Source organism: Pseudomonas sp. P1.31 (genome assembly GCF_001269815.1).
GTDB lineage: Bacteria > Pseudomonadota > Gammaproteobacteria > Pseudomonadales > Pseudomonadaceae > Aquipseudomonas > Aquipseudomonas rustica.
In genome coordinates this window covers 75365-90240 of sequence record NZ_LHVN01000007.1, presented here as the reverse complement: position 1 = coordinate 90240, position 14876 = coordinate 75365, and the positions used below count along the sequence as shown (strand labels likewise).

Below are 14876 nucleotides of genomic sequence, written 5' to 3'. Positions count from 1 at the left end.
TTGCGGTTCAAGCAAATCGAGCTAAGCGAGGGCATTGTCAGGCCGAAACAAAACACTGTATAAATAACCAGACCTAAAGCCTGGGAGCGGCCTTTATGCTGGTGCACCTGTCCGTACATAACTACGCCATCGTTGAACATCTCGATCTCGAACTTGATCGCGGGATGAGCGTGATCACAGGGGAAACCGGCGCCGGCAAGTCGATCATGCTCGACGCCCTCGGCCTGACCCTGGGCGATCGTGCCGACAGCGGCGTGGTTCGCCCGGGCGCCGACAAGGCCGACATCCTCGCGACGTTCGATCTGGTCGACATCCCCGAGGCCAGCGCCTGGCTGGCCGAGCGCGATCTGGACATCGACGGCCCGTGCATCCTCCGTCGGGTCATCACCAGCGAAGGCCGTTCGCGTGGCTACATCAACGGCACGCCCTGCCCGCTCGGCGACCTCAAGTCCCTTGGCGAATTGCTGATCGATATCCACAGCCAGCATGAACACCAGTCGCTGCTGAAAACCGATACCCATCGCCGTTTGCTCGACGAATACGCCGGCGCGACCGATCTGGCCCGTCAGGTTCAACTGGCTGCCCAGCGCTGGCGCCAGACTCGTCAGGAACTGGAGCGCCTTTCCAATTCCGGTGACGAACAACGCGCGCGCCATCAACTGCTCAGCTATCAGCTCGAAGAACTTGAAAATCTCGGTCTCGGCGATAACGAACTGGAGCAACTGGAGCAGGAACACAAAAACCTGACCAACGCCGAAACCTTGCTGGGCATTTGCCGGCAAGTGGTCGAGCAATGCAGCGAAAGTGATTCGGGCAATGTCCTGAACGCGCTGACCGCCAGTCTCAATCGCCTGTCGAGCGTAAATAATTCGGTCGGTGCTCTGGGCGAAGCCAGCAGCTTGCTGACCAGCGCGCAGATTCAGGTTGAAGAGGCGGTGGGCGAACTCAATCGATTCCTCGACAACTTCGATGCCGATCCGGCACGTCTGCAATATCTGGAAGAACGCCTCGACGCTATTTATACGCTAGCGCGCAAACACCGGATCCAGCCGACCGAAGTCGCGGAAATGCAGCAGAAGCTGCTGGATGAAATCGAAACCCTGAATGCCAACGATGAATCCATCGAGCGTCTGGGTGAGGAGCTGGCGTCCTACGCCCGTCATTATCAGGAGAAGGCTCGCGAGCTGAGCGATTTGCGTCATCAGGCCGCCGGCAGCCTTGCCAGTGCAGTGGAACAAGAGATTCAGCGTCTGGGCATGCCCGGCGGCCGATTCACCATCGAGCTGCGCGCCAACAGCAGTGACGAACTGCTGCCGAACGGGTTGGAACAGGTCGAATTGTTGGTCAGCGCCAACCCCGGACAACCGCTCAAAGCGCTTGCTAAAGTGGCGTCCGGTGGTGAGCTGTCGCGGATCAGCCTGGCGATTCAGGTGATCACTGCGCAGACATCCCGCGTTCCAACGCTGGTATTCGACGAAGTGGACGTGGGCATTGGTGGCCCGACGGCGGAAATTGTCGGCCAGTTGCTACGTCGCTTGGGTGAACGCGGACAGGTACTGACGGTGACGCATTTGCCGCAGGTGGCCGCGCAGGGTCATCAGCACCTGTTTGTGCACAAAGTGCGTGGCGATGAGGCAACCCACACAGCCGTGTCCAAGCTGAGCAAGACCGAACGAATAGAAGAAGTCGCACGGATGCTCGGCGGCATCGATCTGACCAAGGAATCGTTGGCTCACGCGAAAAAAATGGTGGTTACCGCGAAAGTTTAAGATTTTGAAACAATAGAAAGCACGAAGGCGACCCTTGGGTCGCCTTCGCTCGTTTCGCGAACCTGAATTCGCGCGACATGCTTACTTTTTCTTGCGGACGTACAGCACCAGGTTGTGATCAACCATCTCAAAGCCATGCTTCTCGACGATCGACTTCTGGAGTTTTTCGATTTCTTCGTCGAAGAATTCGATCACTTCACCGGTTTCCACGTTGACCATATGGTCGTGGTGGCCACCGTCAGCCAGTTCGAATACCGCGTGGCCGCCGTCGAAGTTGTGACGGACCACCAGGCCAGCTGCTTCGAACTGGGTCAGAACACGGTAAACCGTGGCCAGACCGACGTCCTCGCCAGCTTCCATCAACGCCTTGTAGACGTCCTCGGCACTCATGTGACGCTGCTCGGTAGAGTCGAGCATTTGCAGGATCTTGACCCGTGGCAGGGTCACTTTGAGGCCGGCTTTGCGTAGTTCGCTATTTTCAACCATGGTCAGCTTTCTCGCGATGCTGCTTCGCAGCTTCTCTTAATGCGGGTATGATCGGCGTTTACGTTGTCCCAGCCAAGATAGTGGAAGTCGCCCACCGATGCAAAACACCAAGCTCTTGCTAACCAGTTTCACCTTTGTGGGACTGCTCGCACTCGCCGGTTGTTCATTCCCCGGGGTTTACAAAATCGACATCCAGCAGGGCAATGTCGTCACGCAGGATATGATAGACCAGTTACGCCCGGGAATGACCCGGCCGCAAGTACGGTTTATTATGGGTAACCCCCTGCTGACCGACACGTTCCATGCCGATCGCTGGGATTATCTGTATAGCCTGCAACCGGGTGGCGGTGAACGCCAACAGGAACGCGTCAGCGTTATCTTCAATTCCAACGACCAGCTTGTCAGCTTGTCCGGTGACTTTATGCCGGGCGTCAGCCGTGACGAAGCCATTCTCGGTAAGGACAGTGGCACTAACGTGACCGCTCCTGCTGAAAACACCGAGAAGCCAGCACCGGAAAAACCGGTCAAGCCAGGTTCCTTGCTGGATCAGATCCAGAAGGACGTCGATGGTGTGGAAACCGTTCCGGTTCCGACACCAGAGCCGCTGGACACCACGCCGCAATAATTTGCGACGCAATAAAAAACCCGGAAATTCCGGGTTTTTTATTGTCTGGCGTTTGGCATCTTAAAGATTTCGGGCTTTTGCCTCAGCCGCTTTGGCTGCACGCAAGCGTCGAACTTCCTTCGGATCAGCGAGCAGAGGGCGGTAAATCTCAATGCGCTCGCCTGCCTGAATCACCCGCGAATCGGGATTCGGCACTACCTTGCCGAAAATCCCCAACGGACACTCCCCCAGATTCAGCTCAGGAAACTCGTCAGCAATCGCCGAAGCGAGCACGGCTGCGCGCACTGTCGCACCCTCTGCCACGCTGACCGTGCCCAGAACCTGGCGATCAACCGCGGCATACACCACTTCTATCTCGATCACCGGCTTAACCATGTATCTGCTTGGCGCGCTGGCAGAACGCATCCACCAACGTGTTGGCAGCCTGATTGAACAGCGGCCCCAACGTCGCACGCACCAGCGGCCCGGCGTAATCGAACGATAAATCCAGGCTGATCTTGCAGGCCTTTTCGTTCAACGCCTTGAATACCCAGACGCCGTGCAACTGGTTGAACGGGCCTTCCTCAAGATTCATCTCGATCGACTGTCCCGGCACCAGCGTATTGCGCGTGACGAAATGCTGACTCAGCCCGCCCTTCGCCACGCCAACACTGGCACGCATGTGCTCAGGCGAGCTTTCCAGCACCTCGGCCGCCGAGCACCACGGCAGAAATTCCGGGTAACGCGCTACGTCGTTGACCAGGTCGTAGAGGAATTGCGCCGGGTACGGCAACAGGGCTGAGCGTTGAATATGAGTCGTCATGTAAGCGTTACTTCCAGAGCTGAGCGGCAAACACTACAACAATGCCGATTGGCGCCACGTAGCGCATCAAGAACAGAGACAGGGCAAACAGTTTCGGGTTGCGGATCGACAACTCGTCACGCACCGCTTCACGCCCCATCACCCATCCGGCGAACAATACAAAACACAGGCCACCGAGCGGCAACATGATCCGCGAGGTGAAGAAATCGATCACACCGAAGAAGTCCAGACCGCTCTTCGCACCCCATTGGTAGAGGTGGAACAGACCGTCTTCGTTCACGAAAAATTTGGCTTCCTTCCAGATATTGAAGGAAAACACCGTGCCCAAACCGACGAACCAGCAGGTGAACGCCAACCAGAACGTCACCCAGGCGCGGCTGACTTTGGTGCGTTCAACCAGATACGCCACCATCGGCTCGAGCAGGGAAATCGCCGAGCTCCAGGCCGCGACGGCGACCAGCACGAAGAACACCACGCCCATCAATTGGCCGAAGGCTACGTTACCAAAGGCAAATGGCAGGCTGACGAACATCAGGCCCGGGCCTTCGCTCGGGTTCAGGCCGGCAGCGAAGACAATTGGAAACAACGCCAGACCGGCGACCAGCGAGACAAAGGTATCAAGCAGCGCCACGCCGACCACCGTGCCGGACAGCGACGCGTTCTTCGGCATGTACGCGCCGTAGATCATGATCGAGCCGACGCCAACGCTCAGCGAGAAGAACGCGTGGCCCATCGCAGGCAACAGACCGTCGAGGACTTTTTCCGGATGGAAGTCGAACATGAAATGCACGCCTTCCATGAAATGCCCGGTGGTCATGCTGTAACCGAGCAACACCAGCACCATCACAAACAGCAACGGCATCATGATGCGCAGGCTGCGTTCCAGGCCGGCGACCACGCCTTTGGCGATGACGAAGGCGGACAGCAGCATAAAAATCGTGTGCCAAAGTGTCAGGCGCCATGGATCGGCGATGACATTGCCGAAATACGCACCGACTTGATCGGCCGTCGCGCCCTGGAAGTCACCGCGACCCATGTCGACGATGTAATCCAGCGACCAGCCGCCGACCACACTATAGAAAGACAGGATCAGCAATGCCGTGATCATCCCGGCAAACGCGCCCCACGACCATTTGGCCGAGTGCCCGGCTTCCAGCGCCAATACCTTCAAGGCGTTCGCCGGACTCTGCCGTGCGCGGCGGCCAATCAGGGTTTCAGCGAGCATGACCGGGATGCCGATCAGGGCGATACACGCCAGAAACATCAGTACAAACGCACCGCCGCCGTAGACCCCGACCATGTAGGGGAATTTCCAGATACTACCCAGTCCCACGGCCGAACCGGTCGCGGCGAGTATGAATACCCAGCGGCTAGCCCAACTGCCGTGGACAGAAACCTTGTCTGTCGACATCGTTTATCACGCCCAAGCGTTAGAAAAAGAGGCCGCATTGTCCGGGATTCACTCAACCTGCTCAAGCACGCAGCATCACCGTAGCCGACGGCCGTTTATCTCCATATAATGCCGCCCCTATGGCTAAACAGAAGAAACACCCAACAGGGACCATCGCGCAGAACAAAAAGGCGCGACACGATTACTTCATCGAGCATAAGTTCGAGGCTGGTCTGGTCCTGGCCGGCTGGGAAGTAAAAAGTCTGCGGGCAAGCAAGCTACAGCTGGTTGACAGCTATGTCCTGCTCAAGGATGGCGAAGCGTGGCTGCTCGGTAGCCACATCACGCCTCTGATGACCGCAAGTACCCACGTCATCGCTGACCCGGTGCGCACACGCAAATTGCTGCTCAACCGCCGCGAGCTGGAAAAGCTTGCCGCGATGGTGCAGCAAAAGGGTTACGCCTGCGTCTGCCTGTCCTGGTACTGGAGCAAGCACATGGTCAAGTGCGAGATTGCTCTGGGCAAGGGTAAGAAGGAATACGACAAGCGTGACACCGAGCGCGAACGCGATGCTGGTCGTGAGCTGCAGCGTGCTGTGCGCAACAAGGGCAAGGAAGACTAGTCTTCGCCTTTGAAGGCAAAGATCGCAGCCTTCGGCAGCTCCTACAGGAAAATACATATTCCTGTGTAGGAGCTGCCGCAGGCTGCGATCTTTTGCTTTAAAAAAATCACATGCCCTTGCGCCGCTCCGCCCGAGCCATGCGCTGAACCTCCTGCCGCACCTCTTCCAGCACTTCCTGCACATACAGAATGTGTCGGCTGGAGACTTCCCGCGCTTGCTCCGCGCGACCTTCAATAATCGCCAGATACAATTCCCGATGCTGGGTGATCAGCATGTCGCGGGTTTCCGTGCGCTGCTTGTACATGCCGCCAATGTTGGTCACCACGTTGCGCTTGAGCAGATCGAACAAACCACGAATGGTGTGCAGCAACACCGCGTTATGACTGGCTTCAGCAATCGCCAGATGGAATTTCGCATCCGCCGCGCCTTCTTCCACCCGACTGACTTCGTCGTGGCGCGAGTAGCAATCCTGCAACTCATCGAACGCCGCCGTCAGCCGTTCACGATCGAAGTCCGTCGCGCGCAATGCTGCGTAATAGGCGCACGATGCCTCCAGGGTGTGGCGAAACTCGAGCAAGTCGCGCTGCGCTTCAGGATTGTTTTCGAGCAGATGCAGCAGCGGATCGCTGAACGTTGAGCCCAGGCTTTCCACCACATAATTGCCGCCGCCCTGACGGCTGACCAGCAAGCCTTTGGCCGCGAGCTTCTGAATCGCCTCACGCAATGACGGACGCGACACGCCAAATTGCTCGGCCAGCGTGCGCTCCGCCGGAAGCCGTTCGCCGGACTTCAGCGTGCCCTCAAGGATCATCCCCTCGAGTCGCTCGACAATATCGTCAGACAAACGGCGCTGACGTATCTGATCAAACCCCATAACTCACTTCTCCACGATCCCGACCGCTCGCCGGGCTCTCTATTCTGGCCTATCGGCGCCTTGCCGACACCTACCAGACGCCACTTCGTCAAAGCGGATCAGACGCGATCTGCACTGCACGTTCGACAAAAGTTTTAGGGCGACAAATTGACACACCGATACCAAGGCTTTTACCCTAGCCAACAGCGATTGTAAATTGGTCTTACCAATTAACCAAGAACGCTGACAGTGCCTGACCAACAACAATTAGGGGCCACCCCATATGCAAACCTGGCAACAGCTCTACAGCCCGCTCGGCAGTCTCGGCGTGTCCGCACTCGCGGCCGTCATCCCCATCGTGTTCTTTTTCCTCGCGCTGGCGGTGTTCCGTCTCAAGGGCCACGTGGCCGGGAGCATCACCCTCGCCCTGTCGATTGCCGTGGCGATCTTCGCGTTTCAGATGCCGGTCGACATGGCTTTCGCCGCCGCCGGTTATGGTTTCGCCTACGGTTTGTGGCCGATTGCCTGGATCATTGTCGCGGCGGTGTTCCTCTACAAACTGACGGTGAAAAGTGGTCAGTTCGAGGTCATTCGCAGTTCGGTGTTATCGATTACTGACGACCAGCGCCTGCAAGTGCTGCTGATCGGTTTCTGCTTCGGGGCGTTCCTGGAAGGTGCCGCCGGTTTCGGCGCGCCCGTGGCGATTACCGCCGCGCTACTTGTCGGGTTGGGCTTCAACCCGCTGTACGCCGCCGGCCTGTGCCTGATCGCCAACACCGCACCGGTTGCGTTCGGCGCCCTGGGGATCCCGATCATCGTTGCCGGTCAAGTGACCGGAATTGACGCGTTCAAGATCGGCGCCATGACCGGTCGCCAACTGCCGCTACTGTCGCTGTTCGTGCCGTTCTGGCTGGTGTTCATGATGGACGGCCTGCGCGGCGTTCGTGAAACCTGGCCGGCTGCATTGGTCGCGGGCCTGAGCTTCGCCATCACCCAATACTTCACCTCCAACTTCATTGGCCCGGAACTGCCGGACATCACTTCGGCACTGGCCAGCCTGATTTCCCTAACCCTGTTCCTCAAAGTCTGGCAACCGAAACGCACCGCCGGCACACAAATCGCAGGCGCTACCTCCAGCGCAGCGATTACCGCCAGCGTCGGCGGTTTCGGCCAGAAGCGCACTACCGTGGCTTCGCCTTACAGCCTCGGGGAAATTTTCAAAGCGTGGTCACCATTCCTGATCCTCACCGTGCTGGTAACGATCTGGACGCTGAAGCCTTTCAAAGCGATGTTCGCCGCTGGCGGCTCGATGTACAGCTGGGTGTTCAACTTTGCGATTCCGCACCTTGATCAACTGGTGATCAAGACCGCACCGATCGTTGCTGCGCCAACCGCGATTCCAGCGGTATTCAAACTCGACCCGATTTCCGCGACCGGCACGGCGATTTTCTTCTCGGCGCTGATCTCGATGCTGGTGCTGAAGATCAATTTCAAAACTGGTCTGACCACTTTGAAAGAGACTTTCTACGAACTGCGCTGGCCCATCCTCTCGATCGGCATGGTGTTGGCGTTCGCCTTTGTCACTAACTATTCCGGCATGTCCTCGACCATGGCCCTCGTGCTGGCCGGCACTGGCGCGGCGTTCCCGTTCTTCTCGCCGTTCCTCGGCTGGCTCGGCGTGTTCCTCACCGGTTCCGATACATCGTCCAACGCGCTGTTCAGTTCGCTGCAAGCGACCACCGCGCACCAGATCGGCGTCAATGACACCCTGCTTGTCGCAGCGAACACCAGCGGCGGCGTGACCGGCAAAATGATCTCGCCACAATCGATCGCCGTGGCCTGCGCCGCGACCGGTTTGGTCGGCAAGGAATCGGATCTGTTCCGCTTCACCCTCAAGCACAGCCTATTCTTTGCAACGATTGTCGGTCTGATCACCCTGGCTCAGGCCTACTGGTTCACCGGCATGCTGGTGCACTAAACCTACAAGAACCATGGAAAAAACCGACGCCGGTTGGTGATGCCGGCGTCAGCAATTCACCACCCGGTCTGTAAGGCTGCTGAAAGCAACACTCTCTATATTCAGCAGCCTCAGCGGACGGATAACCGGGTTCACCCGGAGACACGCCTGATGAGCGAGCTTTTTTACAACGCTGTGCCGAACGCGACCCGCGTGGCACCGCCACTGCCCGAACCTCGGCAATACCCCAGCGAGAAACCGTCGCGGGTTTATCTGTTCGGGACGTGCGTGGTTGATCTGTTCTACCCCGAAGCTGGGATGGACGCGATCCACTTGCTGGAGCGCGAAGGGATTCGGGTCGAGTATCCGCAAGGGCAGAGCTGCTGCGGCCAACCGGCCTACACCTCGGGTTACACCGAGCAGGCGCGGACGGTAGCGCGCTCGCAACTGGCGCTGTTTGCCGGCGATTATCCGGTGGTGGTGCCGTCGGGTTCCTGCGCGGGCATGCTGCGCGAGCATTACGCCGACTTGTTCAAGGACGAGCCGGACACGTTGAAACAGGTTCAGGCCCTCGCGGCCCGCACCTATGAACTGGCCGAGTTTCTACTGTTCGTCTGCAAGGTGCAGCTCAAGGACAGCGGCGAACCGGTCAAAGTCGCGCTGCACACTTCGTGTTCGGCACGCCGCGAAATGAACACCCACCTGCACGGTCGCGAGTTGTTGGCGCAGTTGAGCAACGTGGAACGGGTCAACCACGACCACGAAAGCGAATGCTGTGGCTTCGGCGGAACATTCAGCGTCCGTATGCCAGACATTTCCGGCGCGATGGTGGCTGACAAGACCCGCTCGCTGAAGGATTCCGGCGCGCATAAGGTGTTGAGCGCCGACTGTGGCTGTTTGATGAACATCAACGGCGCATTGGAGAAACAAAAAGAAACGCTACGCGGGCAACATCTCGCCAGCTTTCTGTGGCAACGAACCGGAGGTGCGCAATGAGCACTTCCGCGATTATTCCTACGGTCGCCGTAGAAGAAGATTTCCGCACCCGGGCCCACAACGCCTTGGGTGATCAGCAGTTGCGGAACAACTTCCGCACTGCGATGGATTCATTGATGACCAAACGGGCAGCCGCTTTCAGCGATGCCCACGAAAGAGAACACTTGCGTGCTCTGGGCAACTCGATCAGAGCCCGCGCGCTCTCCAAGTTGCCCGACCTGCTCGAGCAACTGGAAACAAACCTGACCCGCAACGGTGTGACAGTGCACTGGGCGGAAACGGTGGACGAGGCCAATGGCATCGTCTTATCGATCATCCGTGCTCACGAGGCGCGGCAAGTGATCAAGGGCAAATCGATGGTCAGCGAAGAGATGGAGATGAACCATTTCCTCGAGGCTCAAGGCATTGAATGCCTGGAGTCCGATATGGGGGAATACATCGTCCAGCTCGACCACGAGAAGCCTTCACACATCATTATGCCGGCGATCCACAAGAATGCCGGTCAGGTCGCGTCCTTGTTCCACGACAAACTTGGCGTGGAATACACCAAGGACGTTGACCAACTCATTCAGATCGGTCGCAGAGTCCTGCGGCAGAAATTCTTCGAAGCGGACATCGGCGTCTCCGGTGTCAACTTCGCCGTGGCCGAAACCGGCACCCTGCTGCTGGTGGAAAACGAAGGCAACGGCCGCATGACCACCACCGTGCCGCCAGTGCACATCGCCGTCACCGGTATCGAAAAGGTTGTGGAAAACTTGCGCGACGTGGTGCCGTTATTGTCGCTGCTGACCCGCTCAGCGCTGGGCATTCCGATCACAACCTACGTCAACATGATCTCCGGGCCGCGCAAGGAACACGAACTCGACGGCCCGCAGGAAGTGCATCTTGTGCTGCTCGACAACGGTCGCAGCCAGGCATTCGCCGACAGTGAATTGCGTCAGACCCTGAACTGCATCCGCTGCGGCGCCTGCATGAACCATTGCCCGGTTTATACCCGCGTCGGCGGTCATACCTATGGCGAGGTTTATCCGGGGCCGATCGGCAAAATCATCACCCCGCACATGGTTGGCCTGGCAAAAGTCCCGGATCATCCGAGCGCGTCATCGCTGTGCGGTGCCTGCGGTGAAGTCTGCCCGGTAAAAATTCCCATCCCGGCAATCCTGCGGCGCTTGCGCGAAGAAAACGTCAAAGCCCCGGACAGTCCCCATCAAGTGATGCGCGGTCAGGGCAGCAAGTATTCGCGCAAGGAACGTTTTATCTGGAACGCCTGGGCCAGGCTCAACAGCTCGCCAATTTTGTATCGATTATTCGGATTCTTCGCCACGCGCCTGCGGGCGCTGACGCCAAGCAACGTCGGCCCGTGGACACAAAACCACAGCGCACCAAAACCCGCCGCCCGCTCACTGCACGACATGGCCCGCGAGCATCTGGCCAAACAGGGAGATCGCTGATGAGCGCCAAGCAAAATATCCTCGGCAAACTGCGGAAAAGTCTGACCGGCGCCACGCCGATTGCCGACGACTTCGACGTCGATTTGGTGACGCAGCCCTACACCTACAGCGCCGAACAACGCATCCCGCAACTGCGCAAACTGATGGAAGCGGTACACACCGAAATCCACATGACCTCCGGCGAAGAGTGGCCAGCACTGCTTGCGCAATTGCTGCGCGATCGTCAGTTACCGAGCCTGTTGATTGCACCGACTACCGCCCACGGGCAGAAAATCACACAACACTGGGCGAACAATCCTGACCTGCCGACGCTGAAATCCTACGACCGGCCCATGGAAGAATGGAAAGCCGAGCTGTTCAACGACACTCCGGCCAGCCTCACCGGCACCCTTGGCGCGATCGCCGCCACCGGCAGCCTGATCCTGTGGCCAACCCGCGAAGAACCACGGCTGATGAGTCTGGTACCACCGGTGCATTTCGCGCTGCTCAAGGCCAGCGAAATCCGCGACAACTTTTATCAGGTTCAACAGGAATTCGAATGGGCGCAAGGCATGCCGACCAATGCGTTGCTGGTGTCCGGCCCGTCGAAAACCGCCGACATTGAACAAGTGCTTGCCTACGGCGCCCACGGCCCGAAAGACCTCGTGGTGCTGATCCTGGAGAACCAATGACGCTTCCAGTGAATTTCCTGCGTGATGCGCAGCAACTGATTCCGGCCGAGCGCCGTTTTGATGATCCGTTATCGACGCTGGCCTTCGGCACCGATGCGAGTTTTTATCGGCTGATTCCGCAGTTGGTGATCCGCGTTGAATCTGAAGACGAAGTCGTGGCGCTGCTGAAGTTGGCTCAACGTGACCATGTCCCGGTGACCTTCCGCGCGGCGGGTACCAGTCTGTCCGGGCAAGCAATCAGCGATTCCGTGTTGATTGTGCTTGGGGATAACTGGAACGCCCGCGAGATTCGTGGCCAAGGTACGCAAATCCGCCTGCAACCGGGCGTGATCGGTGCGCAAGCCAACGCGTGGCTGGCGCCGTTCGGACGCAAGATCGGCCCGGATCCGGCGTCGATCAACGCCTGCAAAATCGGCGGCATCGTCGCCAACAACGCCAGCGGCATGTGCTGCGGCACCGCGCAAAATACCTATCACACGCTGGCCGGCATTCGTCTGGTGCTGGCCGATGGCACACGGCTCGATACCGAAGACGCGGCGAGTGTCGCGGCATTCCACGCCAGCCACGGCGAACTGCTCGAACGCTTGGCGACGTTGGGCCGCGAGACCCGCGCCAATGCTGAACTGGCTGCACGAATCCGCCACAAATACCGTCTGAAAAATACCACCGGCCTGTCACTCAACGCCCTGGTGGATTTCGATGAGCCTGTGGATATCTTGAGCCACTTGCTGGTCGGCTCCGAAGGCACGCTCGGCTTCATCAGCGCGGTGACGTACGACACGGTAATCGATCACCCGAACAAGGCCTCGGCGCTGATCGTCTTCCCCGATGTGGAAACCTGCTGCAACGCGGTTACCGTGCTGAAAAACCAACCGGTGTCCGCCGTAGAACTGCTTGATCGCCGCAGTCTGCGCTCGGTGCAAGACAAACCCGGCATGCCCGCTTTCGTACAACAACTGTCGAACAATGCCTGCGCGCTACTGATCGAATCCCGCGCAGCGACCTCTGCACTCCTACAGGAACAACTGGCGCAAATCATGGCGTCGCTCGGTGGTTTCCCGGTGGAGAAGCAGGTCGACTTCACCGAAGACCCTGCCGAGAACGCCAAGCTCTGGGCCATTCGCAAAGACACCTTCCCTGCCGTCGGCGCCGTACGTAAAACCGGCACCACGGTGATCATCGAAGACGTGACCTTCCCGGTCGCACAACTGGCCATCGGTGTGAACCGCTTGATCGAGTTGTTCGACAAACATTCCTACGACGAAGCGATCCTTTTCGGACACGCGCTGGAAGGTAATCTGCACTTTGTCTTCACTCAAGGCTTCAACAACCCGGAAGAAGTCGCACGCTATCAAGCGTTCATGGATGACGTCGCGCAACTGGTCGCTGTGGAGTTCGGCGGCTCGCTGAAAGCCGAGCACGGCACCGGGCGCAACATGGCGCCGTTCGTGGAACTGGAATGGGGCAGCGACGCCTATCAACTGATGTGGCAACTGAAACGTCTGCTCGACCCTAAAGGAATTCTCAACCCGGACGTGGTGCTCAGCGAAGATCCGCAGATCCATCTCAAGCACCTGAAGCCGCTGCCGGCGGCCGACGAGATTGTGGATAAGTGCATCGAGTGCGGCTTCTGCGAACCGGTTTGCCCGTCGAAAGGACTGACCTTGAGCCCGCGCCAGCGCATCGTAATCTGGCGCGATATTCAGGCGAAAAAACGTGCCGGCGTCGACACCACCGAACTGGAACAAGCCTACGAATACCAAGGCATCGAAACCTGCGCCGCCACCGGTCTGTGCGCACAACGTTGTCCTGTAGGCATTAACACCGGCGAGCTGGTGAAAAAGCTCCGAGGCCGACACGCAACGCATCAGAAAACGGCTGACTGGATTGAAGGAAATTTCGCCAAGACTCTGCAGGGGGCACGCTTCACTCTGCATGTCGCTAATGGTGCGCGGATGATGCTCGGCGCGCCGCGTCTGGCGAAACTCTCGGCAACGATTACGCGCCTGTCCAAAGGCCAGGTGCCGTTGTGGACAAATGCGATGCCGCAACCGGAGAAAGTCATTCGCTTCAACCCGAGTGTGTCGGACGAACGCCCGCGTGTGGTGTATCTGGCCGCGTGTGTCTCGCGGGTCATGGGCCCAGCGGCGGGTGATAAAGAGCAGATGTCGCTCTACGACAAAACCCGTGGCCTGCTGGAAAAGGCCGGTTACCAAGTGGTCTTCCCGGACAATCATGACAACCTCTGCTGCGGTCAGCCCTTCGCCTCAAAAGGCTACGCCGAGCAAGCCGAACACAAGCGTCAGGAGTTGATCAGCGCCCTGCTCCACGCCAGTCGCGGCGGTCTCGATCCGATTTATTGCGACACCAGCCCATGCACGTTGCGCCTGGTGCAGGACGTAGGAGAAACCCGTCTCGATCTGTACGACCCGGTGCGCTTCATCCGTACGCATCTTCTCGATCGACTGGATTTCACCCCGCAAGACGCACCGATTGCCGTGCATGTGACCTGCAGCACCCAGCACCTGGGTGAAAGCCAGGCGTTGATCGATCTGGCGCGCAAATGCAGCAAAACCGTGGTGATTCCGGAAGGCATTCATTGCTGCGGTTTTGCCGGCGACAAGGGCTTCACCACGCCGGAGCTGAACAGCCATTCGCTACGCACTTTGAAGGACGCGGTGCAGCATTGCAGTGAAGGAATTTCCACCAGCCGCACGTGCGAAATCGGCCTGACGCAACACGGCGGCATCGACTATCACGGCCTGGTTTATCTGGTCGATCGAGTCACTCAGGCGAAGGCCTGCTGAAGAAAATCAGAACCCTTGCGCAAGACCGCAGTCCACAGAACAGGCCCCGAACACTCGGGGCCGTTCCTTCTTTCGGTGACCGGCACTCCGGGTCAGCGAAGTCTGGATCCCTCAGCGCAAGGAGATACACATGAAACGTTCTGTACTGCTCGGTCTGTTCGTAACTGCCTCGGTGATGGCGTCGACTTCGTTTGCCGCCGGGCCAGACAGCCTGTGCGAAGCCAATCTGCAAACCATCAATAACGCGAAATCGGAATATCAGACTTCATCGGAGCTGAACGCGCGCGTCTCCGCCAGTGTGGCGAAAGCCCAGGCCCTCAAGGCCCAAGGCAAGATTGACGACTGCGTCGCGGAAACCCAGCAAACAATTCTGGAAATCCAGAAAACCTCGGGGGACACCAAGAAGTGATCGTGAGCAGGCGTTTTGATACCAGATGTAAAAAAAA

General features: G+C 58.5%; 14 protein-coding genes. 9 read left to right on the top strand and 5 right to left on the bottom strand.

Annotated features, from left to right (window positions below; translation table 11 throughout):
• Positions 1 to 95: 95 nt before the first annotated feature.
• Positions 96 to 1769: a DNA repair protein RecN gene (recN, locus tag AD669_RS03665; protein ID WP_053117017.1), complete on the top strand. Its 1674-nt coding sequence runs from the start codon at positions 96 to 98 to the stop codon at positions 1767 to 1769.
• 81 nt (positions 1770 to 1850) lie between these two features.
• On the opposite strand, the gene fur is transcribed toward recN, so the two are convergent.
• Positions 1851 to 2255, bottom strand: a complete 405-nt coding sequence (gene fur, locus AD669_RS03660) for a ferric iron uptake transcriptional regulator (RefSeq protein WP_008088309.1) — start codon at positions 2253 to 2255, stop codon at positions 1851 to 1853.
• 97 nt (positions 2256 to 2352) lie between these two features.
• Here fur and AD669_RS03655 point away from each other — a divergent pair, with 97 nt between their 5' ends.
• Positions 2353 to 2880, top strand: coding sequence for an outer membrane protein assembly factor BamE (locus AD669_RS03655; protein WP_053117016.1), 528 nt, complete (start codon positions 2353 to 2355; stop codon positions 2878 to 2880).
• Positions 2881 to 2940: 60 nt separating this feature from the next.
• On the opposite strand, the gene AD669_RS03650 is transcribed toward AD669_RS03655, so the two are convergent.
• The 3 genes from AD669_RS03650 to AD669_RS03640 are packed head-to-tail and all read right to left on the bottom strand — an operon-like array spanning position 2941 to position 5093.
• Complete coding sequence (locus AD669_RS03650; protein WP_053117015.1) at positions 2941 to 3255, bottom strand: RnfH family protein; 315 nt, start codon at positions 3253 to 3255, stop codon at positions 2941 to 2943.
• Complete coding sequence (locus AD669_RS03645) at positions 3248 to 3682, bottom strand: type II toxin-antitoxin system RatA family toxin (RefSeq protein ID WP_053117014.1); 435 nt, start codon at positions 3680 to 3682, stop codon at positions 3248 to 3250. The genes AD669_RS03650 and AD669_RS03645 overlap by 8 nt, the downstream gene beginning before the upstream one ends.
• A 7-nt stretch (positions 3683 to 3689) precedes the next feature.
• A complete protein-coding gene (locus AD669_RS03640) occupies positions 3690 to 5093 on the bottom strand; it encodes a sodium-dependent transporter (RefSeq protein ID WP_053117013.1) in 1404 nt (467 codons plus the stop codon).
• Between the two features lie 119 nt (positions 5094 to 5212).
• Between AD669_RS03640 and smpB the strand changes: the two genes are divergently transcribed.
• Positions 5213 to 5695 (top strand): SsrA-binding protein SmpB, encoded by a 483-nt coding sequence (smpB, locus tag AD669_RS03635; RefSeq protein ID WP_008088297.1) that lies wholly within the window; start codon positions 5213 to 5215, stop codon positions 5693 to 5695.
• Between the two features lie 106 nt (positions 5696 to 5801).
• On the opposite strand, the gene AD669_RS03630 is transcribed toward smpB, so the two are convergent.
• Positions 5802 to 6569: an FCD domain-containing protein gene (locus AD669_RS03630; protein WP_053117012.1), complete on the bottom strand. Its 768-nt coding sequence runs from the start codon at positions 6567 to 6569 to the stop codon at positions 5802 to 5804.
• A 262-nt stretch (positions 6570 to 6831) separates the two neighbouring features.
• Here AD669_RS03630 and AD669_RS03625 point away from each other — a divergent pair, with 262 nt between their 5' ends.
• The 6 genes from AD669_RS03625 to AD669_RS03600 all read left to right on the top strand — a co-directional run bounded on the left by AD669_RS03625 (position 6832) and on the right by AD669_RS03600 (position 14839).
• Positions 6832 to 8526, top strand: coding sequence for a lactate permease LctP family transporter (locus AD669_RS03625; RefSeq protein ID WP_053117011.1), 1695 nt, complete (start codon positions 6832 to 6834; stop codon positions 8524 to 8526).
• 150 nt (positions 8527 to 8676) lie between these two features.
• A complete protein-coding gene (locus AD669_RS03620) occupies positions 8677 to 9501 on the top strand; it encodes a (Fe-S)-binding protein (RefSeq protein ID WP_008088292.1) in 825 nt (274 codons plus the stop codon).
• The gene (locus AD669_RS03615; protein WP_053117010.1) at positions 9498 to 10952 is read left to right on the top strand and encodes a LutB/LldF family L-lactate oxidation iron-sulfur protein; all 1455 of its coding nucleotides are present in this window, start codon (positions 9498 to 9500) and stop codon (positions 10950 to 10952) included. Before AD669_RS03620 ends, AD669_RS03615 begins: the two co-directional genes overlap by 4 nt.
• Positions 10952 to 11623, top strand: coding sequence for a lactate utilization protein (locus tag AD669_RS03610; protein ID WP_053117009.1), 672 nt, complete (start codon positions 10952 to 10954; stop codon positions 11621 to 11623). Before AD669_RS03615 ends, AD669_RS03610 begins: the two co-directional genes overlap by 1 nt.
• Positions 11620 to 14430, top strand: coding sequence for an FAD-binding and (Fe-S)-binding domain-containing protein (locus tag AD669_RS03605; RefSeq protein ID WP_053117008.1), 2811 nt, complete (start codon positions 11620 to 11622; stop codon positions 14428 to 14430). The genes AD669_RS03610 and AD669_RS03605 overlap by 4 nt, the downstream gene beginning before the upstream one ends.
• Positions 14431 to 14560: 130 nt before the next feature.
• The gene (locus AD669_RS03600) at positions 14561 to 14839 is read left to right on the top strand and encodes a hypothetical protein (protein ID WP_053117007.1); all 279 of its coding nucleotides are present in this window, start codon (positions 14561 to 14563) and stop codon (positions 14837 to 14839) included.
• The last annotated feature ends 37 nt before the right edge of the window (positions 14840 to 14876 follow it).

Coding starts and splice junctions, on each gene's coding strand:
- fur (WP_008088309.1), bottom strand. CDS start 2,255: ATGGTTGAAAATAGCGAACTACGCAAAGCCGGCCTCAAAGTGACCCTG.
- AD669_RS03615 (WP_053117010.1), top strand. CDS start 9,498: ATGAGCACTTCCGCGATTATTCCTACGGTCGCCGTAGAAGAAGATTTC.
- AD669_RS03620 (WP_008088292.1), top strand. CDS start 8,677: ATGAGCGAGCTTTTTTACAACGCTGTGCCGAACGCGACCCGCGTGGCA.
- AD669_RS03600 (WP_053117007.1), top strand. CDS start 14,561: ATGAAACGTTCTGTACTGCTCGGTCTGTTCGTAACTGCCTCGGTGATG.
- AD669_RS03645 (WP_053117014.1), bottom strand. CDS start 3,682: ATGACGACTCATATTCAACGCTCAGCCCTGTTGCCGTACCCGGCGCAA.
- AD669_RS03640 (WP_053117013.1), bottom strand. CDS start 5,093: ATGTCGACAGACAAGGTTTCTGTCCACGGCAGTTGGGCTAGCCGCTGG.
- AD669_RS03625 (WP_053117011.1), top strand. CDS start 6,832: ATGCAAACCTGGCAACAGCTCTACAGCCCGCTCGGCAGTCTCGGCGTG.
- AD669_RS03630 (WP_053117012.1), bottom strand. CDS start 6,569: ATGGGGTTTGATCAGATACGTCAGCGCCGTTTGTCTGACGATATTGTC.
- recN (WP_053117017.1), top strand. CDS start 96: ATGCTGGTGCACCTGTCCGTACATAACTACGCCATCGTTGAACATCTC.
- AD669_RS03610 (WP_053117009.1), top strand. CDS start 10,952: ATGAGCGCCAAGCAAAATATCCTCGGCAAACTGCGGAAAAGTCTGACC.
- AD669_RS03605 (WP_053117008.1), top strand. CDS start 11,620: ATGACGCTTCCAGTGAATTTCCTGCGTGATGCGCAGCAACTGATTCCG.
- AD669_RS03655 (WP_053117016.1), top strand. CDS start 2,353: ATGCAAAACACCAAGCTCTTGCTAACCAGTTTCACCTTTGTGGGACTG.
- AD669_RS03650 (WP_053117015.1), bottom strand. CDS start 3,255: ATGGTTAAGCCGGTGATCGAGATAGAAGTGGTGTATGCCGCGGTTGAT.
- smpB (WP_008088297.1), top strand. CDS start 5,213: ATGGCTAAACAGAAGAAACACCCAACAGGGACCATCGCGCAGAACAAA.